Source organism: Serratia sp. CY43202 (assembly GCF_052168755.1).
Lineage (GTDB): Bacteria > Pseudomonadota > Gammaproteobacteria > Enterobacterales > Enterobacteriaceae > Serratia > Serratia bockelmannii.
In genome coordinates, this window is sequence record NZ_JBJNMB010000006.1 from 33608 (window position 1) to 55587 (window position 21980).

Below are 21980 nucleotides of genomic sequence, written 5' to 3' on the forward strand. Positions count from 1 at the left end.
TCTGTTCCTGACGGATTTGTCATTATTTACCGAGCCCCCATGTCCAATTCGCGCCGCCTGTTTTTCGCCCTGTCTTTGCCTGATGCCCTGCAACAGCAGGTGATCCGCTGGCGCGCCGAGGCGTTTGCGCCGGAGGCCGGCCGACCGGTGGCGGCGGCCAATTTGCACCTGACGCTGGCGTTTCTTGGCGAGGTCACCGCGCAGAAAGAGCTGGCGCTGCGCAAACTGGCCGGCCGCATCGTTCAACCCGGCTTCAGCATGCGGCTCGACGATCTCGGCCATTGGCCGCGCCCCGGCGTAGTCTGGCTCGGCACCCGCCGCGCACCGCGCGGGCTGCTGCAGCTGGCCGAGCTGCTGCGTTCGCAGGCCGCCCGCAGCGGCTGCCACCAAAGCGCGCTGCCGTTCCATCCGCACATCACGCTGTTGCGCGCCGCCACCCAGCCGGTGGCCATCCCGCCGGCGACGCCGGGCTGGGCGTTCAGCGCCGACGCCTTTTCCTTATATGAGTCGGTGTTCGAAAACGGCCGCACCCGCTATCAACACCTCGAACAGTGGCCGCTGGCCAAGCAGGCATCCGCATGATTTTCTCTCCACCGCTGCGTTCCGCCACGCTGATCAAACGTTACAAGCGCTTTCTGGCGGACGTGATCACCCCGGAAGGGGAAACCTTTACGCTGCACTGCGCCAATACCGGCGCCATGACCGGCTGCGCCACGCCCGGCGATACCGTTTGGTACTCCACCTCGGACAACCCCAAACGTAAATACGCCCACAGCTGGGAGCTGACCCATACCCAACAGGGACACTGGATCTGCGTCAACACCCTGCGCGCCAACGCGCTGGTGCGCGAGGCGATTGAACACAATTTAATCAATGAATTATCCGGTTACAGTAAAATTAGTGGCGAAGTGAAATACGGCGGTGAAAACAGCCGTATCGATTTGTTATTACAGGCAGAAAATCGGGTTAACTGCTATATTGAAGTTAAGTCAGTCACATTACTGCAACAACAACGTGGTTACTTTCCTGATGCGGTAACGCTCAGAGGGCAAAAGCACCTGCGTGAGTTGCTCAGCGTGGTTGAAAGCGGGCAACGGGCGGTGTTGTTCTTTGCCGTGTTACACAGCGGTATTGAGCAGGTCGCACCGGCACATCATATAGATGAGCGCTATGCGGCGCTGTTGGCACAGGTCCGGCAGTTGGGAGTGGAAGTGGTTTGCTATGGGGCAAAATTATCACCTGACGGTATTTATCTCTGCGATAAGCTGCCGTTTTTTATCGATTAGCGCAGTCGGGTCCCTATAAATAGACAACCGGCCAGCACGATCGCCAAATACGCCCTCCTTCACACGATTGTCAAGCGGGCGACAGGAATAATTGCCAACCTACCTTCCTTCTGTTATTTATAGCGGCCTGTTTTTCCCCCGCATTGGGGATTCGATAGTGCGTGTGTATGTAGGAGAAGCAACATGCAAGAAGGGCAAAACCGTAAAACCTCGTCCTTGAGCATTCTCGCCATCGCTGGGGTGGAGCCGTACCAAGAGAAGCCGGGCGAAGAGTACATGAACGACGCCCAGTTGTCGCATTTCAAGCGCATTCTTGAAGCGTGGCGCAACCAGCTCAGGGACGAAGTGGACCGTACTGTATCGCATATGCAAGAAGAGGCAGCCAACTTCCCTGATCCGGCCGACCGCGCTACCCAGGAAGAAGAGTTCAGCCTTGAACTGCGTAACCGTGACCGTGAACGCAAACTGATCAAAAAGATCGAGAAAACGCTGAAGAAAGTGGAAGACGATGATTTCGGCTACTGCGAATCTTGTGGCGTGGAGATCGGCATTCGTCGCCTCGAAGCGCGTCCGACCGCCGATCTGTGCATCGACTGCAAGACACTGGCTGAGATCCGCGAAAAGCAGATGGCCGGCTAATACCGTTGTTACCGCTGCGGCGTGCGCACCTGCGTGCGCCGCACAGAGAAAAGGGAACCTCTCCCCTCTGATATGCAAGAAAGTCATTATGTGGGGCGCTTTGCCCCATCGCCTTCCGGGGATCTGCATTTCGGTTCGCTGATTGCCGCTCTGGGAAGCTACCTTCAGGCTCGCGCCCAACGCGGGCAGTGGCTGGTTCGCATCGAAGATATCGACCCGCCGCGCGAAGTCCCCGGCGCCGCCGCTCGCATCCTGTCCGCGCTGGAACATTATGGTCTCCACTGGGACGGCCAGGTTATCTATCAATCCCAACGTCACGACGCCTATCGCGCCGCGCTGGATCTGTTGCAGCGCCAGGGGCTCAGCTATTACTGCACCTGCACCCGCAGCCGCATCCAGCACATCGGCGGATTGTACGACGGCCACTGCCGCGATTTGCAGCTCGGCCCGCAGGGTGCCGCCATCCGCTTGCGTCAGACCGCCCCCGTTTACCGGTTCCACGATCGCCTGCAGGGAGAATTGCACGCCGATCCGGCGCTGGCGGGGGAAGACTTTATCATTCGCCGCCGCGACGGGCTGTTCGCTTACAATCTGGCGGTGGTGATCGACGACCATTTTCAGGGCGTGACCGAGATTGTCCGCGGCGCCGATCTGATCGAACCGACGGTGCGCCAAATTGCCCTTTACCGCCAGCTGCAGGCGCCGGTGCCCACTTATGTGCATCTGCCGCTGGCGCTGGGTGCCAACGGCATCAAGCTGTCGAAGCAAAACCATGCGCCGGCATTGCCCGCTGGCGATCCGCGGCCGGTGCTGATCGCCGCGCTGAAATTTCTGCGCCAACCGCTGCCGGAAAGCTGGCAAGATCTTGACCTGCCATTATTATTGAGCTGGGCGATCGAACACTGGCGGTTGGAAAACGTGCCGCGTCAGGAGGCTATCCCTCTGGATGAAAACACGCCGGCATTCTCAAAGGAGCCATGGTGAGCTATGATTAGCCGCTATTTTTTGTTAGCTCCATTTTTATCAGTCACTATCGAGGTGTACCATTTTTACCCGAGTAGCCAACTTCTGTCGTAAGGTACTGACCCGCGATGACAAGCTGCCCCGCGACGACGCGGCGGCCGGCGATAAAAACGTAGTCCGCGAAGAGCGTGCCGCGGCGCCAAGCCGCCCTGCGCCGCAGCCGCGCGCCGCCGATAACGGCAGCAACGCCCCTGCCCGCCGCTCAACGCCGCGCAAGCGTCCGCCTTTTCCTATCGCCGAGAGCAACGACTCGATGACCGTGATCCCGCGCGAACAGCACTCGATCTCCCGTAAAGACATCAGCGAAAATGCGCTGAAAGTGCTTTATCGCCTGAACAAGTCCGGCTACGAGGCCTATCTGGTCGGCGGAGGGGTGCGCGATCTGTTGCTCGGCAAAAAGCCGAAAGACTTCGACATCACCACCAACGCCACGCCGGAGCAAGTGCGCAAGCTGTTCCGCAACTGCCGCCTGGTCGGCCGCCGTTTCCGCTTGGCGCACGTGATGTTCGGGCCGGAGATCATCGAAGTGGCCACCTTCCGCGGTCACCACGAACAGAATCAGGAATCCGACAAGAACTCGTCTCAGCAGGCGCAAAACGGCATGCTGCTGCGCGACAACATCTTCGGTTCGATCGAGGAGGACGCCCAGCGCCGTGATTTCACCATCAACAGCCTGTACTACGGCGTGGCGGATTTCACCCTGCGCGATTACGTCGGCGGCCTGAACGATCTGAAGCAAGGCGTGATCCGCCTGATTGGCGATCCAGAAACCCGCTACCGCGAAGATCCGGTGCGCATGCTGCGCGCGGTGCGCTTCGCCGCCAAGCTGGATATGCGCATCAGCGAAGAGACCGCCGAGCCGATCCCGCGCCTGGCCTCGCTGCTGCACGAGATCCCGCCGGCGCGCCTGTTCGAAGAATCCCTCAAGCTGCTGCAGGCGGGTTACGGTTTCCAGACCTACCTGAAGCTGTGCGAATACCAGCTGTTCCAACCGCTGTTCCCGCTGATCGCCCGCAACTTCACGCCGAACCACGATACGCCGATGGAGCGCATTCTGGCGCAGGTGCTGAAGAACACCGATCACCGTCTGCAGAACGACATGCGCGTCAACCCAGCCTTCCTGTTTGCCGCCATGCTGTGGTACCCGCTGCTGGAGCACGCGCAGAAGCTGGCGCAGGAAAGCGGCCTGGCGTACTACGACGCCTTCGCGCTGGCGATGAACGACGTACTCGACGAGCAGTGCCGCTCGCTGGCGATCCCGAAACGCATCACCACGCTGGTGCGCGATATCTGGCAGCTGCAGCTGCGCCTGTCCCGCCGTCAGGGCAAACGCGCGCACAAACTGATGGAACATCCGAAATTCCGCGCCGCCTATGATTTGCTGGCGCTGCGTGCGGAAGTGGAAGACAATCAGGAGATGCTGCGTCTGGCCGAGTGGTGGGGTGAGTTCCAAGACGCCACGCCGGCGCGGCAGAAAGCCATGCTGAGCACCCTGGGTGACGATCCGGCGCCGCGCCGCGCGCGTCAACGCCGTCCTCGTCGCCGGGCACCGCGTAAAGAAGGGGCATAATGATCCGCGTTTATATCGCGCTGGGCAGCAACCTGGCGCAGCCGCTGCAACAGGTTAACGCCGCGCTGGAGGCGCTGGAGCATCTCCCGCGCACCCGGCTGGTCACCTGTTCTTCGTTTTACCGCACCAAGCCGCTGGGGCCGCAAAACCAGCCGGACTTTCTCAACGCGGTGGTGGCGCTGGATACCCTGTTGCCGCCCGAACAGCTGCTCGACCATACCCAGGCGATTGAACGCAATCAGGGGCGCGTGCGCAAGGATGAACGCTGGGGGCCGCGCACGCTCGATTTGGACATCATGCTGTACGGCGACAAGGTGATCCATACCGATCGCCTGACCGTACCGCATTACGGCCTGAAAGAGCGCGAATTCATGCTCTACCCGCTGGCGGAAATCGCCCCCGACCTGATTTTCCCTGATGGCGAACCGCTCGCCAGCTGCCTCAAGCGCGTGCCGGAAAACGGCATGGCGCTGTGGCACTCGCCAAAACCGAAATCCTGACCTACCTACAGCGCCAACCGCGCAACGAATCCCCCCGCCGAGCGATTGGCGAAACTGATCTGTAAACCATGCAAGCCGGCAATACGCTGCACGATAGATAACCCCAGCCCGCTGCCGGTTTGTTCCTGTCCCGGCGGGCGATAGAAACGTTCTCCCAGCCGCGCCAGATGCTCCGCGGTCACCCCCGGGCCGTCATCCTCTACCGTCAGCGAACGTTCGCTCAGCGTCACGGTGACGACGCCGCCCTGCGGGGTATAGCGCACCGCGTTGTCCAGCAAGTTGCGCAATAGCAGCGACAACAGCAAGGTTTCCCCCTGACGCGGCGGTGGCGTTCCCCGATGTTCATAGCGCAGCGTCACACCCGCCGCATGGGCTTGCCGATCCTGTTCCGCCAGGGTCATCGTCACCAGATCGTTCCAGTCGATAGGCGCCAGCTCGGCCAGATCCGACAGCGAATCCAGCCGCGACAGCGTCAGCAGTTGATCCACCAGCCGGGTCGCGCGATCGATGCCGACCGTCAGATTGTCCAGCGCGTGCTCGCGCATCGGCGCATCATCCCCCGCCAACTGCACCACTTCGGTCTGCACCCGCAATGCCGCCAATGGGCTGCGCAATTCGTGCGCGGCATCGGAGGTGAAGCGTCGCTCTCGCACCAGCAAAGCGTTGATGCGAGCGAACAGCGCATTGAGCGCATCCACCAGCGGGCGCACCTCGGTCGGCACCTGGCGCGCATCCAGCGGCGTGGCGTCATCGGGTGCACGCCGACGCAAACCGGCGGCCACCGCACGCAGCGGCCGCAGCTCGCGCCCAACCATCAGCGCGATCAGCAGCATCAGCACCGGCAGCGTCGCCAGCCAGGGCACCAGCTGGCCCGTCACCATGCCCAGCGCCATATCGCGCCGGTAATCCCACTCCTGCCCCACGACAATGCGATAGCGCCCGTCGGGGCTGGTCAACCATACCAGGCGCCAGCTGTCATCATCGCCTTTGCGCTCACCGTCGGTAAAACCTTCACGCTCCCCGTCAAACAGGAAATCAGCGCCGTTCTCACCGTCGTTGAGCAGCATCTTGCCGTCGCGATCGAAGATGGCGAACGCCAGCGCGTCGTCGTCCTGCTCGCCGCGCTTGCCATGATGCACCAGCTTCTTGGTTTTCGGCAGGCTGCGCGCACTTTCATCGGCCAGCAGATCGCCGAGGTTGGCGGTCGCCAGCCGTTTGGCGAACAGCATCTGTTGGGTGTCGAACACTTCGTTGATGGTGTTGCGCGACATCACCCAGGCCACCACGCTGGCGGTGCTCCAGGTCAGCAGCGCCAGCAGGCTGAAGATCAGGATCAGGCGCAGCCGCAGGCTGAGACGCTTCACGGCGCATCCCCCAGCGTATAACCCACGCCGTGGATGGTACGGATGAAGCCGTTGCCCAGCTTGCGCCGCAGGTGGTGAATATGTACCTCCACCGCGTTGCTGCTCACCTCGTCATCCCAGTTGTACAGCTTCTCCTGGATCAACGGCCGCGCCAGCACCCGCCCCTTGTTGTGCAGAAACAGCTCCAGTACCGCCAATTCGCGCGGCGTCAGCGTCACCGGCTCGCCGTTGCAGCTCACGCTGCGGGTGGCGCTGTCGAACACCACGTTGCCGTGCGTCAGCTGTGGCATCAGTTGGCCGTGGCGACGGCGGATCAGCGCCTGCAGGCGCGCCGCCACTTCGGCCAGCGCGAACGGCTTGCACAGGTAATCGTCGGCGCCGCTTTGCAGCCCGCTAACCCGCTGCTCCAGCGCGTCGCGGGCGGTGAGGATCAGGACCGGCACGTCCTGCCCGGCCTGGCGCCATTGGCGCAGCAGATCCAGGCCGTCGAGGCCCGGCAGGCTGAGATCGAGGATCACCGCGTCGTACGGCGCACTGTCCAGCGCATTTTTGCCGACGGCGCCGTCGGTGAACCAGTCCAGATTGAAGCCGAGTTTGGTCAGCCCGGCCTTGATGCCGTCACCGATCAGTTTGTCATCTTCGATCAACAGAATTCGCATGAGTATCCCTTTTGAGTCTTGGCGCCATTGCACCACAAGGTTCTTAAGAACCGCTTAAGCATGGCGATCCGCGCTACCCACCCCGATCGGGTTACAGTAGAATGGCTGCACTTTTTTGCAGCCTGGGCCTGCGTAAGCCGCACGGCCCGTTTCAGGAGACGTTGTGATGAAACCCACCACCGTGACCCATTTGCGCCAGTGGAAACAGGAGCAGCGCAAGTTTGCTACCCTTACCGCCTACGATGCCAGCTTTGCCAAACTGTTTGAAGAGCAAGGCATCAAAGTCCTGTTGGTGGGCGATTCGCTGGGCATGACGCTGCAGGGCCACGACTCCACGCTGCCGGTCACCGTCGCCGACGTGGCCTACCACACGCGCGCCGTGCGCCGCGGCGCGCCGGCCTGCCTGCTGCTGGCCGATCTGCCGTTCATGAGTTACGCCACCCCGGAACAGACCTTCGCCAACGCCGCCGAGCTGATGCGCGCCGGCGCCAACATGGTGAAACTGGAAGGCGGCAGTTGGCTGTGCGACACGGTGAAAATGCTCGCCGAGCGCGCGGTACCGGTGTGCGGCCACCTGGGCCTGACGCCGCAGTCGGTCAACGTGTTCGGCGGCTATAAGGTGCAAGGGCGCGACGAACTGGCCGCCAAACAGCTGTTGCAGGACGCGCAGAATCTGGAACTGGCCGGCATTCAACTGCTGGTGCTGGAATGCGTGCCGACCGAGCTGGCGCGCCAGATCACCGAAGCGCTGTCCATTCCGGTCATCGGCATCGGCGCCGGCAACGGCACCGACGGCCAGATCCTGGTGATGCACGACGCCTTCGGCATCACCGGCGGCCACACGCCGAAGTTCGCCAAGAACTTCCTGGCGCAGAGCGGCGATATCCGCACGGCGGTACAGCACTACATTCAGGAAGTGGAGCAAGGCCTCTACCCGGCGGCTGAACACTCTTTTAACTAAGCGATGGTTCCAGGAGTCACCCAATGATTATTATCGAAACCCTGCCGATGCTGCGTCAGCAGATCCGCCGCTGGCGCCAGGAAGGCAAACGCATCGCGCTGGTGCCGACCATGGGCAACCTGCACGACGGCCACATGACGCTGGTCGATGAAGCGCGCGCCCGCGCCGACGTGGTGGTGGTGAGCATCTTCGTCAACCCGATGCAGTTCGATCGGCCGGACGATCTGGCGCGCTACCCGCGCACGCTGCAGGAAGACAGCGAGAAGCTGACCCGCCGCGGCGTCGATCTGGTGTTCGCGCCGGCCCCGGCCGCGGTCTATCCGCAGGGGCTGGAGCAGCAGACCTACGTCGACGTGCCCGGCATCTCCAGCATCCTGGAAGGCGCAAGCCGGCCGGGCCACTTCCGCGGCGTTTCCACCATCGTCAGCAAGCTGTTCAACCTGGTGCAGCCTGATTTGGCCTGCTTCGGCGAGAAGGATTACCAACAGCTGGCGCTGATCCGCAAAATGGTGGCGGACATGGGTTACGACATCGATATCGTCGGCGTGCCGACCGTGCGCGCCAAAGACGGCCTGGCCCTCAGCTCGCGTAACGGTTACCTGACCGCCGAAGAGCGCAAGATCGCGCCGCAGCTGAGCAAGATCATGAACGCGCTGGCGCAGCAGTTGGCCAATGGCGAACGCCATGTTGAAACGCTGTTGGAGCAGACCGCCGAGCAACTGCGCGCCGCCGGCTTTACGCCGGATGAGCTGTTTATTCGCGACGCCGATAGCCTGCAGCCGCTGACGGTAGATAGCCAGCGGGCGGTGGTGCTGATGGCCGCCTGGCTGGGCAAGGCGCGTCTTATCGACAACCAGCAGGTTGACCTGACGCTATAAGCCGTTTTTTATACTGTCGTCACCATGAAGCCTTGGCCATTGGTAGACAATGGCGGAGCAATCGGTGACGATAGAGATTGCAGGGATGCAGGAGAGATGTTCAACCCCAGCGCCTGTGAAGGCCGATATTCAGTTAGGTAAAGCTATGATACGTACTATGCTGCAAGGCAAGCTGCATCGCGTCAAAGTCACTCAGGCTGACTTGCACTATGAAGGATCCTGCGCCATCGACCAGGATTTTCTGGAAGCCGCCGGCATTCTGGAATATGAAGCGATCGATATTTACAACGTGGATAACGGCCAGCGCTTCTCCACCTACGCCATTGCCGCCGAGCGCGGTTCGCGCATCATTTCGGTCAACGGCGCCGCCGCGCGCTGCGCCTGCGTGGGCGACAAACTGATCATCTGCTCCTATGTGCAAATGACCGACGCCGACGCCCGCCAGCACCACCCGAAAGTCGCCTATTTCGAAGGTGACAACAACCTGCAGCGCAAGGCGAAAGCCGTGCCGGTTCAGGTCGCCTGACAATAAAACGGGCGCCTTACGCGCCCGTTCTTCCCTACTGCACCACCACCGTACCCGGCTTGTTGGCTATCCGATCCGCCATGGTCTGGATCGAGTCGGTGCGCAGAATATACAGCCGCTTCAGCGTATAGGGGTTATCCCCCGGCTTCACCTTGCCCTGCACCGTGGTCACCGCCAGATGGAACCCGGCGTCCTGCGCCGCCTGAATCGCCCGTTGGTTATAGCCGCCGAACGGGTAGGACACATACAGCACGTGCGGGTTGAACTGCGACAGCGCGCGGCGCGAGCGCTCAAAATCGAACTCGATATTGTGCAACGAACGGCTCAGCAAAATCGGCTGGCGGTTGCCGTCGGTGCGGTGCAGAAAATGGGTATGCGACTGCACGTCGAACACGTCCTGAATCTGCTTGAGCTCCGAAACGCTCATAAACTGCAGCGAGTCCGGGTTCCATTTCTGCGGGTGGCGTTTGATGCGCGAAGAGATGATGAACGCCGTGGCGCGGAAACCGTAATCCTTCAGCACCGGGTAAGCGTAGCGATAAACCGACTTCAGCCCGTCGTCGAAGGTCAGCACGATCGCCTTGCCCGGCAGGTTGATCTGATTTTTCAGGTAGGCTTCCAGCTGATACAGCGAAATGGTGTCGTAGCCCGCCTGCTTCAGATAGGTCATTTGGTTGCTGAACGCCACGTCTGAGGTGGTGGTCGAGGTGTGGCGGAAGCGTTTGTTCTCTTCGTTTTTCAGCAGGTGGTGGTAAGTCAGTACCGGTATGCCGTTATCGATCTCGCAGTCCAACTCATTAATGAACCCCAGCCGCTCGCCGATGTTGACCTCGTACCAGGTGTTGTTCAGGCGATCTTTCAGCTTGCCGATGATGGGATAGCGCAGGTTGCCTTCCAGCGTGCCCAAGACCTCGCTGTCCTTGTCCGCTGCGGTGTATACGTCTATCGTTTTTTGCGTGATCAGATTCTGGTTGGTCAGCGGTTTGTTCAGCTCGCCCAAATCGTCTTGCACCTTGCGCGACTTCTTCAATTCACGCACGTCGTCTTTATCGATAAAGCCGGTACCGTGCCCGAATTTGAATTCGTAGTATTCCGCATCCGCCGGGAAGACTTGGATCAGCTGCCCGCGCTTCACTTCCCCTACCGGGATCACATGCTCGCCCACCAACGCATAAACTTCGCTATCGCGCTGCGCTTCCATGTATTCAGATTTAACCGCGCCGTCTTCCGACAGCAGATTAGCCAGGCTCACAGGGGAAACCAACGACATCAGAATGCCGAGTAACCCAGCCGTTAACGTGTATTGAGACCGCATGATGATGTTCTGCTTACGAGTGCGTAATGACAAAAGTGAAGGAAATGTGGAGCGCCAGCATAGCACGATTTGAACAGCGGGGAACTAGCGGTTATTTGAGCAATTCTATTGATTTACGCGCCGCCTGCGCCAAATCAAGAAAGGCGCTCCCGCCGGGAAAGCGGGAGCGTGATATGATCAGCTGCGCAGGCCGCGGCCGCGCTCGATCAGATACCAGGACAGCAGATAGAACACCGCGATAAACGCCACCAGCACCGCCATGGTGAACGCCAGCGGCACATCGTTGATGCCGAGGAAGCCGTAGCGGAAGCCGCTGATCATATAGACGATCGGATTCAGCTTGGACACCGCCTGCCAGAATGGCGGCAGCAGCGACAGCGAGTAGAACACCCCGCCCAGGTAAGTCAGCGGCGTCAGCACGAAGGTCGGGATCAGGCTGATATCATCGAAAGTGGTGGCAAACACCGCGTTGATCAGCCCCGCCAGCGAGAACAAGATCGCCGTCAGCAACAGCGTCAGCGCAATCACCCACCAGGCGTGTACCTGCAGCGGCACGAAGAACAGCGAGATGATGGTCACCAGCACGCCGACGCAGATACCGCGGGCCACGCCGCCGCCGACATAGCCGGCGATCACCACGTGGGTCGGCACCGGCGCCACCAGCAGTTCCTCAATGTTGCGCTGAAACTTGGCGCTGAAGAACGACGAGGCGACGTTGGCATAGGAGTTGGTAATGACCGCCATCATGATAAGGCCGGGCACGATGAACTGCATGTAGCTGAAGCCGTGCATATCACCGATACGCGAACCGATCAGGTTACCGAAGATGATGAAGTACAGCGTCATGGTGATCACCGGCGGCACCAGGGTCTGGATCCAGATGCGTGCGAACCGGTTTACCTCTTTGGCCCAGATGCTTTGTAAGGCCACCCAATACAAACGCGTCATGCTTTTTCTCCATTGCCGTTAACCAGGGTGACAAACAGCTCTTCCAGGCGGTTCGCCTTATTGCGCATGCTCAGCACCTGCACGCCCTGCGCGCTCAGCTGGGCGAACAGGCCGTTCAGCCCCTGCTCGCGCATCACCTCCACTTCCAGCGTCGAGGTATCCGTCAGGCGGCTGTGGTAACCATCCAGCTTCGGCAGCGGGCTCTTCGCCGCCAGATCGAGGATGAAGGTTTCCGACTTCAGCTTGGCCAGCAGCCCCTTCATCGAGGTGTTTTCCACCAGTTCCCCGTTCTGGATGATGCCGATGTTGCGGCACAGCATTTCCGCCTCTTCCAGATAGTGGGTGGTGAGGATAATGGTGGTGCCCTGGGCGTTCAGCTCTTTCAGGAAGCCCCACATCGAGCGACGCAGTTCGATATCCACCCCGGCGGTCGGTTCATCGAGGATCAGCAGCTTCGGTTGGTGCATCAACGCGCGGGCGATCATCAGGCGGCGCTTCATGCCGCCGGACAGCATACGGGCGCGCTCGTTGCGCTTGCCCCACAGATCCAGCTGATTGAGGTATTTCTCTGCGCGCGCCATCGCTTCACGCCGCGTAACGCCGTAGTAACCCGCCTGGTTCACCACGATCTGCAACACGGTCTCGAACGGGTTGAAGTTGAACTCCTGCGGCACCAGGCCGAGCTGGCGCTTGGCGTTGACGATGTCTTTATCGATGTCATAACCGAATACCCGCACGCTGCCGGCGGTTTTGTTCACCAGCGAGCTGATGATGCCGATGGTGGTGGACTTTCCGGCGCCGTTTGGCCCCAGCAGGGCATAAAAGTCCCCCGCTTCGACGCTCAGGTCGATGCCGCGCAGCGCCTTGACGCCACCGGCGTAAGTCTTGGTCAGCTGCGCTAATTCCAGTGCATAATTCATATGTAAAATAGTACCTTATGACGATGAGTATGCCGCCGCGCCCCTGTTTGCGAGGCTTGAAACACTAACGATAATCCTAGCATCGACGGCGTTTTCACTGCGTCGAATCCGTGCGGTAAATGAGGTTGCACCACTGTTCCGATTTCCAAATTGTGACGCTTACCCTATATTACTCCAACGCAATCTGTTCGTTACGGGTCAATCACCTTCATGAAAGAAATCGAAGAGCTTATCGCCAACAACCAGGCCTGGTCGGCCAATATCAGTCAGGAAGACCCGGAATTTTTTGAACGTTTAGCCCAGGCGCAAAAGCCCCGCTTCTTATGGATTGGTTGCTCTGACAGCCGCGTTCCCGCAGAACGCCTGACCGGCCTCGAGCCGGGTGAACTGTTCGTCCATCGCAACGTGGCGAACCTCGTTATCCACACCGATCTTAACTGCCTGTCGGTGGTGCAGTATGCGGTAGATGTGCTGGAAGTCGAACACATCATCATCTGCGGCCACCTGGGCTGCGGCGGCGTGCAGGCGGCGGTGGAAAACCCGGAACTGGGGTTGATCGACAACTGGCTGCTGCACATTCGCGATCTGTGGTACAAGCACAGCTCGCTGCTGGGCGAGCTGCCGCCGGAACAGCGTTTCGACATGCTGTGCGAGATCAACGTCATTGAGCAAGTGTACAACCTGGGCCACTCCACCATCATGCAGTCCGCCTGGAAGCGCGGCCAGAAGGTGATGATCCACGGTTGGGTGTACGGCATTCAGGACGGCCGTCTGCGCGATATGGAAGTGCTGGCGACCAGCCGCGAGAGCCTGGAGATGGGCTACCGCAAAGCGATAGCCAAACTGAAGCAGGATAAAGGCGTATAACCCCGCCGCGGGCGCGGCTTGCCGCGCCCCACATCCAATTACTCGTCCAGCAGCACCACTTTGCCGACGTACGGCAGGTGACGGTAGCGCTGAGCGTAGTCGATGCCATACCCCACCACGAACTCATCCGGGATCGAGAAGCCGACATATTCGACCGGCACCTGCACTTCACGGCGCTCAGGTTTGTCCAGCAAGGTACAAATCGCCAGCGATTTCGGCCCGCGCAGAGCCAAAATCTCGCGCACTTTGTTCAGCGTGTTGCCGGAATCGATGATGTCTTCCACGATCAGCACGTCTTTGCCGCGAATGTCTTCGTCCAGATCCTTGAGGATCTTCACGTCGCGGGTGGTGGACATACCGCTGCCGTAGCTGGAGGCGGTCATAAAGTCGACTTCGTGCGGCACGTCGATCGCGCGGCAGAGATCGGCCATGAACATGAAGGAGCCGCGCAGCAGCCCGACCAGTACCATGTCGCTGCCGCTGTCGCGGTAATGTTCGGTGATCTGGCGGCCAAGTTCGGCGATACGGGTCTTAACTTCCTGCTCGGAAATCATTACGTCTACAGTGTGTTTCATAGTATTCAGGTCAGTTGCCGGAAGAAAGGCGCAGAGTTTAGCATAGGCCGTTACGACTTGCCTCTCTCCCGGACAGGGGAGTTTTCTTTATTAAGGGTATTCCTGACGAGCGTGCAGGACACTCACTATTTCAATATGTGCAGCCAGCACGCGGTAAACCACAATGTAATTAGGATGAACAACCATTTCACGAGTCCCGTTCACCCTGCCAGGCCGGAATAGATAAGGATGTTCCGCTAACGGGATAACCGACTCTTCGATACGTTGCAACAAAGCCTCAGCGGCAAGTGGATTTCGCTCAGCGATAAAAGCCAGCAGCGTATATAAACCCGTTTTTGCTTCGTCAGTCCATTTAACGGTTAACATAAGGGTCAGGCCGATTTTCTTTTGGCTTTCGCCTGCTCGATAATGTGACGAGCACCAGCCATGACTTCATCATGGGGGATACGGGGGGTGTCGCTATTGACGGAAGATTCCACGGTGCTTCTGAACCAACGATCGTAGCTATCAGCCTGTTCTTGAGTCTCAAACTCAGAGACGATGGGATCCAATTTTGTCGGCATGACGCGCTCCTCAACAGCTGATATTTTAATCAGTATAACGGCTTCCTTTCATTGAACCAAGCGGTGGCGACGCGAGCGCACCGCCACCTGAGCGATGAACCGCGATCAGTCGTCGACGGTAAAGCCCATCATCATGCCGGTATCTTCATGCTCCAACAGGTGGCAGTGGGCCATATACGCATGTTCGCTGCTTGCCGGATGATCGAAACGCACCAGCACTTCGCTGCGCCAACCTTCGACGCGCACCGTGTCCTTCCAGCCGCTGCGATGCGCCGCCGGCGGTTTGCCGTTTTCCGAAAGGATACGGAACTGGGTGCCGTGAATGTGGAACGGGTGCAGCATCATGTCGCCCTCACCGGAAATGGTCCATTTTTCATACTGGCCCCGTTTGGCGGCAAACATCGGTTTGTTCATGTCGAAGGCCTTGCCGTTGATCATGTTGCCGTGGCTGAAATCGAACGGTTTGGCTTTGCTCTGCGCGCCGCCGTGATCCATCCCGGCCATCTTGCCATGATCCATGCCCTTCATGTTGCCGTGGTCCATGCCCTGCATGCCGCCCTTCTCCATGCCTTTCATGTCTCCAGCGCCCGTCGCGCCATGATTCATGCTCATGCCGGCCATCGCCTGGTGACCATAACGATCCATCAGCGCCTGCATGCCGAGCATATCCAGCTGCGGATCCATCATCAGCTGCAGCCAACGCTCCTGGATACCAGTGGTGGCAGGCAATGTCGGCAGCTTCACCAGGCTGTCCGGCATGGTTTTGATACCCTGTGCCAACGACGGCTGAATGCGCAACACCGGCAGCGGCTGATCGAACGGAGCCAGCGTCATGCCCATCTGTTTCACCGGCAGCGTCACGATATCGAACGCTTTCCCGTCGGAGGCATCCACCAGCACTTCAAAGCGTTCGCCCATCAGCATCGGCAGCTCGGTCAGCTTCACCGGCTCAGCCAGGAAACCGCCGTCGCTGGCGATAACATACAGCGGACGGTTGTCACTGGCCGCCAGATTCAACGAGCGGGCGTTGCAACCGTTGAGAAAACGCAGACGCAGCCAGCCGCGCGGCGCCAGATGTTGCGGATACTGCGCGCCGTTGGTGAACATGCGATCGCCAAACCAGCCTACCGCCGCGCTCATCACGTCCAGGCGGTATTCGATCTGCGCGTCTTTACCCAGCCGCTTATCCTGCAGGATCACCGGAATATCATCCTGCCCCCAGGTTTTCGGCAGCGGCAGTTTGGCGCTTTCATCGTCTTCCAGCAGCACCAACCCCGCCAGCCCCATCATCACCTGGCTGCCGGTTTTACCGTGCGTGTGCGGGTGGAACCAGCAGGTAGCGGCCGGTTGTTCGACGGTGAAATTCACCGTGCGCGTCGCGCCGGGGTGGATCAGCGCCTGCGGGCCGCCATCGACGTCGCCGGGAATTTCCAGCCCGTGCCAGTGGACGGTACTGGCCTCCGCCAGGCTGTTTTTGATATCGACCGTCACCGGCTGGCCACGCTGCAGCTTCACCGCCGGCCCGAGCAGCGCGCCGTTGAATCCCCAGGTTTTGGTGGCGGCACCGGGCAACCAGCGGGTTTCACCCGCCTGCAGCGCCAGCGCAATCTTTCCCTGCGCGTCCGGCATCAACAGCGGCGGTACCGGCAAGGCCGGCCGATCGGCCGCCCAAGCGGCCCTGCTCCATAACGGCAATGCGCTCGCCGCGCCCAGCGCAGCGGTTAATTTAATAAAATCACGGCGTAACATCGCTGACTCCCTTTTCTCAGTGACATAACTCAATGCCGTCAGCCTAAACCTTCCCCCAGGCGGAAGGTCAAGCCTTTCCTGGCGGTATTTTAAGCTATGCCTCACAATCAAGAGAGTATGACCGGCACGCGCGACGCCGGCCCGGCAGCAATAAAATTTGGTGCCTTTACAGGCAAGTGTGGTAACGTCAGCAGACGACAAACAGGCCTATTTCATGATGAAAAAAACAACGTTATCGATGCTGTTGCTGGCGATGCTGGGCTTCTCCAACGCCAGTCTGGCGCTGAATGAATCCGAGGCGGAAGATCTGGCCGATCTGACGGCGGTATTTATTTATTTGAAAAATGATTGCGGCTACAACGATTTGCCAAATGCGCAAATCAAACGCGCCATTGTCTATTTCGCGCAACAAAACCGCTGGGATTTGAGCAACTACAACAGCTTTAACATGAAGGCGCTGGGCGAAGACAGCTATCGCGATCTCAGCGGCATCGCCATTCCAACGCCTAAGAAGTGCAAATCGCTGGCGCGCGACTCTTTGAGCCTGCTGGCCTACGCCAACTAATTCCGCCCCTCTCCCCCACCCGCCTTTCGCTCTCTCTGTCTGAAATTCAACCGTGCATCGCCAGACAGAGTTAGCTATGATGTTGCGCCGATTTTTCATGGCTGTTATTACGGAGTTTCCCGCACATGACCCAGAAAGAAATTTGGTACGAAACGCTGCATACGGGCTTCGGCCAGTATTTCTCGGTAGAGAAGGTGCTGTACCGCGAGAAGACCGATCATCAGGATCTGGTGATCTTCGAGAACCCGGTCCTGGGGCGCGTGATGGCGCTCGACGGCGTGGTGCAAACCACCGAGCGTGACGAGTTCATCTATCACGAAATGCTGACCCACGTGCCGCTGCTGGCGCATGGCCAGGCGAAGAAAGTGCTGATCATCGGCGGCGGCGACGGCGGCATGCTGCGCGAAGTCAGCCGGCATCCTGGCGTGGAGCAGATCACCATGGTCGAGATCGACGCCGGTGTCGTCGAGTTCTGCCGCCAATACCTGCCCAACCACAGCGCCGGCGCCTATGACGATCCGCGCTTCAAGTTGGTGATCGACGACGGCGTCAACTTCGTGAATCAAACCGACGAAACGTTCGATGTGATCATCTCCGACTGCACCGATCCGATCGGCCCCGGCGAAAGCCTGTTCACCTCAGCGTTTTATGAAGGCTGCGCCCGCTGCCTGAATAAGGGCGGCATTTTCGTTGCGCAGAACGGCGTCTGCTTCCTGCAACAGGACGAGGCAATCAACAGCCACGCCAAACTGAGCCGCTACTTTACCGACGTCAGCTTCTATCAGGCAGCGATCCCGACCTATTACGGCGGCATCATGACCTTTGCCTGGGCGAGCCAGAACCCGGCACTGCGCCAGATCGATCTGCCGACTCTGCAACAGCGCTTTAACCAAAGCGGCCTACACTGCCGTTATTACAACCCGGCAATTCACGTCGGCAGCTTTGCCCTGCCGCAATATTTGCTCAATGCCCTGAACGTAACACGTTAAGCGAGAAGATAAAGGAGGTGGCCTAAATTGCATAAGCTAAAACTGCACGGCTTCAACAACCTGACCAAGAGCCTGAGTTTTTGTATTTACGATATTTGTTATGCCAAAACCGCGGACGATCGCGACGGCTATATCGCCTACATAGACGAACAATATAACGCCAACCGGCTGACCGAGATCCTAAGCGAGACCTGCTCGATCATCGGCGCCAATATTCTGAACATCGCGCGTCAGGACTACGAGCCGCAGGGCGCCAGCGTCACCATCCTGGTCAGCGAAGAGCCCATCGATCCGAAAGACGTCGATACGTCGGAACACCCAGGCCCGTTGCCGAATACGGTCGTCGCGCACCTGGACAAAAGCCATATCTGCGTACATACCTACCCGGAAAGCCATCCGGAAGGCGGGCTATGCACCTTTCGCGCCGATATCGAGGTCTCGACCTGCGGCGTCATTTCGCCCCTCAAGGCGCTGAACTACTTAATTCACCAGCTGGAATCCGACATCGTCACCATGGACTATCGCGTGCGCGGTTTTACCCGCGACGTGAACGGCGTGAAACATTACATCGATCACGAGATCAACTCGATCCAGAACTTTATGTCGGAAGACATCAAGGCGCTGTACCACATGATGGACGTGAACGTTTACCAGGAAAATATCTTCCATACCAAGATGTTGCTGAAAGATTTCGATCTGAAGCACTACCTGTTTAACGCGGAGCCGGAGGCGTTGAGCGCAGCCGAACGCAAGCAGATCACCGATCTGTTATGGAAAGAGATGCAGGAAATCTATTACGGCCGCAATATTCCGCATCTGTGATGGAAAGGGCGCGGCACGCCGCGCCCTGATGCTTAGTACTTCAGCATGAAAGAACGATAGGCCTTCAACACCAGCAGGAAGTCCTCAACGCCGCAGAATGAGAGGCTTTCTTCGTCGTAGTAGTTCATCCCCTCTTCCATTTCATCGCCCTCGAACTCCAGCTGATTGGCACGGATCATCACTTCTTCACCATCCATCAGCAGCGTATATTCATGGCCTTCCAGCTGCCATTGACGCTCGCTGCCTTTGACCTCGGCCGCACCGGCTTCAATCCGGTCCAGCAGGTTGAAATCGCCTTTAACTTCTTCGTTGATCCAGTGGCCAATCGCTTCATGCCCCATCGAAAATCTGACGATCACCTGACCGGTGACGTCACGCAGAAATTCGTAATCCATAGCATGCCCTCCTGAGCCCTTTTTCTTAGTGTAAACATAAATGGCGGACTAACTCAGTGAGCGCTCGCAAAGTTGGCAACTGAGCAAAATAAAACGGGAGGCCAAGGCCTCCCGTTAAACAGTTGCGCAATATAGCGGCTTACACGGCGGTTTGGAAGATCACGCCGTCGGCTTTTTCGGTGTACTGCCCCAGCTGGTCAAAGTTCAGGTAGCGGTAGGTATCCGCCGCCGTCTTGTCGACCTGCGCCATATAGGTCTGGTACTCGTCCGGCGTCGGCAGGCGGCCCAACAGGGACGCTACCGCGGCCAGTTCGGCAGACGCCAGATAGACGTTGGCACCGGTGCCCAGACGGTTCGGGAAGTTACGGGTCGAGGTGGAGACCACCGTCGCGCCGTCCGCCACGCGCGCCTGGTTGCCCATGCACAGCGAGCAGCCCGGGATCTCGATACGCGCACCGCTCTTGCCGAAGACGCTGTAGTAGCCTTCTTCGGTCAGCTGAGCCGCATCCATCTTGGTTGGCGGCGCCACCCACAGACGGGTCGGCAGCTGGCCCTTGTGCTGATCCAGCAGCTTGCCGGCCGCGCGGAAGTGGCCGATGTTGGTCATGCAAGAACCGATGAACACTTCATCGATTTTGCTGTTGGCCACGTCGGACAGCAGGCGTGCATCGTCAGGATCGTTCGGCGCGCACAGGATCGGCTCTTTGATCTCGTTCAGATCGATGTCGATCACCGCTGCGTATTCCGCATCCGCATCGCCTTCCAGCAGTTGCGGATCCGCCAGCCATTTTTCCATGCCCTGAATACGGCGCTCCAGCGTACGGCGATCGCCGTAGCCTTCGGAGATCATCCACTTCAGCAGCACGATGTTGGAGTTCAGATACTCTTCGATCGGCGCCTTGTCCAGCTTGATGGTACAACCGGCGGCGGAACGTTCGGCGGACGCATCGGTCAGCTCAAACGCCTGCTCGACCTTCAGGTCCGGCAGGCCTTCGATCTCCAGAATGCGGCCGGAGAAGATGTTTTTCTTGCCCTTCTTCTCGACGGTCAGCAGCCCTTGCTGGATCGCGTAGTAAGGGATGGCGTGCACCAGATCGCGCAGGGTGATGCCCGGCTGCATTTTGCCTTTGAAGCGCACCAGCACCGACTCAGGCATATCCAGCGGCATCACGCCGGTCGCGGCGGCAAACGCCACCAGGCCGGAACCGGCCGGGAAGGAGATGCCGATCGGGAAGCGGGTGTGGGAATCGCCGCCGGTGCCGACGGTGTCAGGCAGCAGCATACGGTTCAGCCAAGAGTGGATCACGCCGTCGCCCGGACGCAGCGAGACGCCGCCGCGGTTCATGATGAAGTCAGGCAGCGTGTGGTGCGTGGTCACGTCGACCGGTTTCGGGTACGCGGCGGTGTGGCAGAACGACTGCATGACCAGATCGGCGGAGAAGCCGAGGCAGGCCAGGTCTTTCAGTTCATCGCGGGTCATCGGGCCGGTGGTGTCCTGAGAACCGACGGAGGTCATCTTCGGTTCGCAGTATTCGCCAGGGCGAATGCCGGCGACGCCGCAGGCGCGGCCGACCATTTTCTGCGCCAGCGAGAAGCCTTTGCTGCTCGCGGCAACCGGTTTGGCGATACGGAACACGTCGCTGTGCGGCAGGCCCAGCGCTTCGCGCGCCTTGGTGGTCAGGCCGCGGCCGATGATCAGCGGGATACGGCCGCCGGCGCGCACTTCATCCAGCAGCACGTCGGTTTTCAGCTCGAAGTTGGCGATCAGCGCACCGGTCTCGTGGTTGCGTACTTCACCTTTGTACGGGTAAACGTCGATCACGTCGCCCATGTTCAGCTCGGACACGTCCACTTCGATCGGCAATGCGCCAGCATCTTCCATGGTGTTGAAGAAGATAGGTGCAATCTTGCCGCCCAGCACCACGCCGCCGCCGCGCTTGTTCGGCACGTGCGGGATGTCATCACCCATGAACCACAGCACCGAGTTGGTGGCGGATTTACGGGAGGAACCGGTGCCGACCACGTCGCCGACGTAGGCCAGCGGGAAGCCTTTCTTGTTCAGCAGCTCGATCTGTTTGATCGGGCCAACGCTGCCCGGCTGATCCGGCACGATGCCTTCACGTTCGTTTTTCAACATCGCCAGCGCGTGCAGCGGGATGTCAGGACGCGACCAGGCGTCCGGCGCCGGAGAAAGGTCATCGGTGTTGGTTTCGCCGGTGACTTTGAACACGGTGACGGTGATCTTTTCCGCCAGCTCAGGGCGCGACAGGTACCATTCGGCATCGGCCCAGGACTGCATGATCTGCTTGGCGTGCGGGTTACCGGCCTTGGCCTTATCTTCCACGTCGTAGAAGTTGTCGAACATCAGCAGCGTGTGGGACAGCGCTTTGGCGGCGATAGGCGCCAGCTTTTCGTTGTCCAGGGCATCGATCAGCGGATGAATGTTATAACCGCCCTGCATGGTGCCTAACAGTTCAATGGCTTTCTCGGGGGTAACCAGGGGGGATGTCGCTTCGCCTTTGGCGATGGCCGCCAGGAAACCTGCTTTAACGTAGGCGGCTTCGTCGACGCCCGGTGGAACACGGTTAATCAGCAGGTCTAACAGGAATTCTTCTTCGCCTTTTGGCGGATTCTTCAGTAGTTCGACCAGCGCGGCCATTTGGGTGGCGTCTAGCGGCTTAGGGGCGATGCCCTCAGCAGCACGCTCGGCTACGTGCTTACGGTATTCTTCTAGCACGACGTTCTCCTCGCTCTCATTGTCATTTATTGTGCCTGGCGTATATGCAAACCGGGTTTATACCCTTGGGGTTTCACTCTGTGGCTAGGCGATCGGCCCGTAAAGGCCCCGAAACGGTGATTGGGGCAA

General features: G+C 59.5%; 24 protein-coding genes. 13 read left to right on the forward strand and 11 right to left on the reverse strand.

The genetic code is table 11. The features are described 5' to 3' along the window. Nucleotides 1-39: 39 nt before the first annotated feature. From thpR to folK, 6 genes are all read left to right on the forward strand, one after another. Nucleotides 40-582, forward strand: a complete 543-nt coding sequence (thpR, locus tag ACJ8J5_RS13565) for an RNA 2',3'-cyclic phosphodiesterase (RefSeq protein ID WP_025304220.1) — start codon at nt 40-42, stop codon at nt 580-582. Continuing rightward, entirely contained in the window at nt 579-1286 is a 708-nt protein-coding gene (gene sfsA, locus ACJ8J5_RS13570; RefSeq protein ID WP_004937572.1) for a DNA/RNA nuclease SfsA, read from the forward strand. Before thpR ends, sfsA begins: the two co-directional genes overlap by 4 nt. A gap of 183 nt (nt 1287-1469) precedes the next feature. Then, complete coding sequence (gene dksA / locus ACJ8J5_RS13575; RefSeq protein WP_004937569.1) at nt 1470-1925, forward strand: RNA polymerase-binding protein DksA; 456 nt, start codon at nt 1470-1472, stop codon at nt 1923-1925. A gap of 72 nt (nt 1926-1997) precedes the next feature. Beyond that, entirely contained in the window at nt 1998-2909 is a 912-nt protein-coding gene (gene gluQRS, locus ACJ8J5_RS13580) for a tRNA glutamyl-Q(34) synthetase GluQRS (protein WP_025304222.1), read from the forward strand. A 61-nt stretch (nt 2910-2970) separates the two neighbouring features. Continuing rightward, nucleotides 2971-4518 (forward strand): polynucleotide adenylyltransferase PcnB, encoded by a 1548-nt coding sequence (gene pcnB / locus ACJ8J5_RS13585; RefSeq protein WP_071826146.1) that lies wholly within the window; start codon nt 2971-2973, stop codon nt 4516-4518. Then, a complete protein-coding gene (gene folK / locus ACJ8J5_RS13590) occupies nt 4518-5018 on the forward strand; it encodes a 2-amino-4-hydroxy-6-hydroxymethyldihydropteridine diphosphokinase (RefSeq protein ID WP_004937558.1) in 501 nt (166 codons plus the stop codon). Before pcnB ends, folK begins: the two co-directional genes overlap by 1 nt. A 5-nt stretch (nt 5019-5023) precedes the next feature. On the opposite strand, the gene qseC is transcribed toward folK, so the two are convergent. Next, the gene (gene qseC / locus ACJ8J5_RS13595) at nt 5024-6382 is read right to left on the reverse strand and encodes a quorum sensing histidine kinase QseC (RefSeq protein WP_049205553.1); all 1359 of its coding nucleotides are present in this window, start codon (nt 6380-6382) and stop codon (nt 5024-5026) included. Further along, nucleotides 6379-7041: a quorum sensing response regulator transcription factor QseB gene (gene qseB / locus ACJ8J5_RS13600; RefSeq protein WP_004937550.1), complete on the reverse strand. Its 663-nt coding sequence runs from the start codon at nt 7039-7041 to the stop codon at nt 6379-6381. Before qseB ends, qseC begins: the two co-directional genes overlap by 4 nt. Before the next feature lie 166 nt (nt 7042-7207). On the opposite strand from qseB, the gene panB reads away from it, so the two are divergent. From panB to panD, 3 genes are all read left to right on the forward strand, one after another. Beyond that, nucleotides 7208-8002: a 3-methyl-2-oxobutanoate hydroxymethyltransferase gene (gene panB, locus ACJ8J5_RS13605; RefSeq protein WP_004937548.1), complete on the forward strand. Its 795-nt coding sequence runs from the start codon at nt 7208-7210 to the stop codon at nt 8000-8002. 23 nt (nt 8003-8025) lie between these two features. Further along, the gene (panC, locus tag ACJ8J5_RS13610; protein ID WP_049296228.1) at nt 8026-8880 is read left to right on the forward strand and encodes a pantoate--beta-alanine ligase; all 855 of its coding nucleotides are present in this window, start codon (nt 8026-8028) and stop codon (nt 8878-8880) included. Between the two features lie 145 nt (nt 8881-9025). Then, nucleotides 9026-9406 carry an aspartate 1-decarboxylase gene (gene panD / locus ACJ8J5_RS13615; protein ID WP_004937544.1) on the forward strand — a complete coding sequence of 127 codons (381 nt, stop codon included), beginning with the start codon at nt 9026-9028 and terminating at the stop codon, nt 9404-9406. 34 nt (nt 9407-9440) lie between these two features. Here panD and ACJ8J5_RS13620 read toward each other — a convergent pair whose 3' ends face one another. The 3 genes from ACJ8J5_RS13620 to ACJ8J5_RS13630 form a co-directional block, all read right to left on the reverse strand. Next, a complete protein-coding gene (locus ACJ8J5_RS13620) occupies nt 9441-10721 on the reverse strand; it encodes a polysaccharide deacetylase family protein (protein WP_025304228.1) in 1281 nt (426 codons plus the stop codon). Nucleotides 10722-10898: 177 nt separating this feature from the next. Next, the gene (locus tag ACJ8J5_RS13625; protein ID WP_004937535.1) at nt 10899-11669 is read right to left on the reverse strand and encodes an ABC transporter permease; all 771 of its coding nucleotides are present in this window, start codon (nt 11667-11669) and stop codon (nt 10899-10901) included. Beyond that, nucleotides 11666-12589, reverse strand: a complete 924-nt coding sequence (locus ACJ8J5_RS13630) for an ABC transporter ATP-binding protein (protein WP_015379030.1) — start codon at nt 12587-12589, stop codon at nt 11666-11668. Before ACJ8J5_RS13630 ends, ACJ8J5_RS13625 begins: the two co-directional genes overlap by 4 nt. A gap of 210 nt (nt 12590-12799) precedes the next feature. Here ACJ8J5_RS13630 and can point away from each other — a divergent pair, with 210 nt between their 5' ends. Then, nucleotides 12800-13456, forward strand: coding sequence for a carbonate dehydratase (can, locus tag ACJ8J5_RS13635; protein WP_016930066.1), 657 nt, complete (start codon nt 12800-12802; stop codon nt 13454-13456). A 38-nt stretch (nt 13457-13494) separates the two neighbouring features. Here the strand turns inward: can and hpt are convergent, their stop codons facing one another. From hpt to cueO, 4 genes are all read right to left on the reverse strand, one after another. Next, nucleotides 13495-14031 (reverse strand): hypoxanthine phosphoribosyltransferase, encoded by a 537-nt coding sequence (gene hpt, locus ACJ8J5_RS13640; RefSeq protein WP_048234659.1) that lies wholly within the window; start codon nt 14029-14031, stop codon nt 13495-13497. Between the two features lie 90 nt (nt 14032-14121). Continuing rightward, nucleotides 14122-14397, reverse strand: a complete 276-nt coding sequence (locus ACJ8J5_RS13645) for a type II toxin-antitoxin system RelE/ParE family toxin (protein WP_049208401.1) — start codon at nt 14395-14397, stop codon at nt 14122-14124. A gap of 5 nt (nt 14398-14402) precedes the next feature. Next, on the reverse strand, nt 14403-14594 hold the full coding sequence (gene relB / locus ACJ8J5_RS13650) for a type II toxin-antitoxin system RelB family antitoxin (protein WP_049208400.1): 192 nt from the start codon (nt 14592-14594) through the stop codon (nt 14403-14405). A gap of 105 nt (nt 14595-14699) precedes the next feature. After that, nucleotides 14700-16343, reverse strand: a complete 1644-nt coding sequence (gene cueO / locus ACJ8J5_RS13655; RefSeq protein WP_025304229.1) for a multicopper oxidase CueO — start codon at nt 16341-16343, stop codon at nt 14700-14702. 217 nt (nt 16344-16560) lie between these two features. Here cueO and ACJ8J5_RS13660 point away from each other — a divergent pair, with 217 nt between their 5' ends. The 3 genes from ACJ8J5_RS13660 (at nt 16561) to speD (ending at nt 18719) form a co-directional block, all read left to right on the forward strand. Further along, nucleotides 16561-16908 carry a YacC family pilotin-like protein gene (locus tag ACJ8J5_RS13660; protein ID WP_004937515.1) on the forward strand — a complete coding sequence of 116 codons (348 nt, stop codon included), beginning with the start codon at nt 16561-16563 and terminating at the stop codon, nt 16906-16908. Between the two features lie 125 nt (nt 16909-17033). Beyond that, the gene (gene speE / locus ACJ8J5_RS13665; protein WP_197836168.1) at nt 17034-17897 is read left to right on the forward strand and encodes a polyamine aminopropyltransferase; all 864 of its coding nucleotides are present in this window, start codon (nt 17034-17036) and stop codon (nt 17895-17897) included. 27 nt (nt 17898-17924) lie between these two features. Then, nucleotides 17925-18719 (forward strand): adenosylmethionine decarboxylase, encoded by a 795-nt coding sequence (gene speD, locus ACJ8J5_RS13670; RefSeq protein ID WP_004937510.1) that lies wholly within the window; start codon nt 17925-17927, stop codon nt 18717-18719. A 32-nt stretch (nt 18720-18751) separates the two neighbouring features. Here the strand turns inward: speD and yacL are convergent, their stop codons facing one another. Further along, nucleotides 18752-19114 (reverse strand): protein YacL, encoded by a 363-nt coding sequence (gene yacL / locus ACJ8J5_RS13675; protein WP_004937507.1) that lies wholly within the window; start codon nt 19112-19114, stop codon nt 18752-18754. Between the two features lie 139 nt (nt 19115-19253). Further along, nucleotides 19254-21851, reverse strand: coding sequence for a bifunctional aconitate hydratase 2/2-methylisocitrate dehydratase (gene acnB / locus ACJ8J5_RS13680; RefSeq protein WP_038872455.1), 2598 nt, complete (start codon nt 21849-21851; stop codon nt 19254-19256). Nucleotides 21852-21980: the final 129 nt, after the last annotated feature.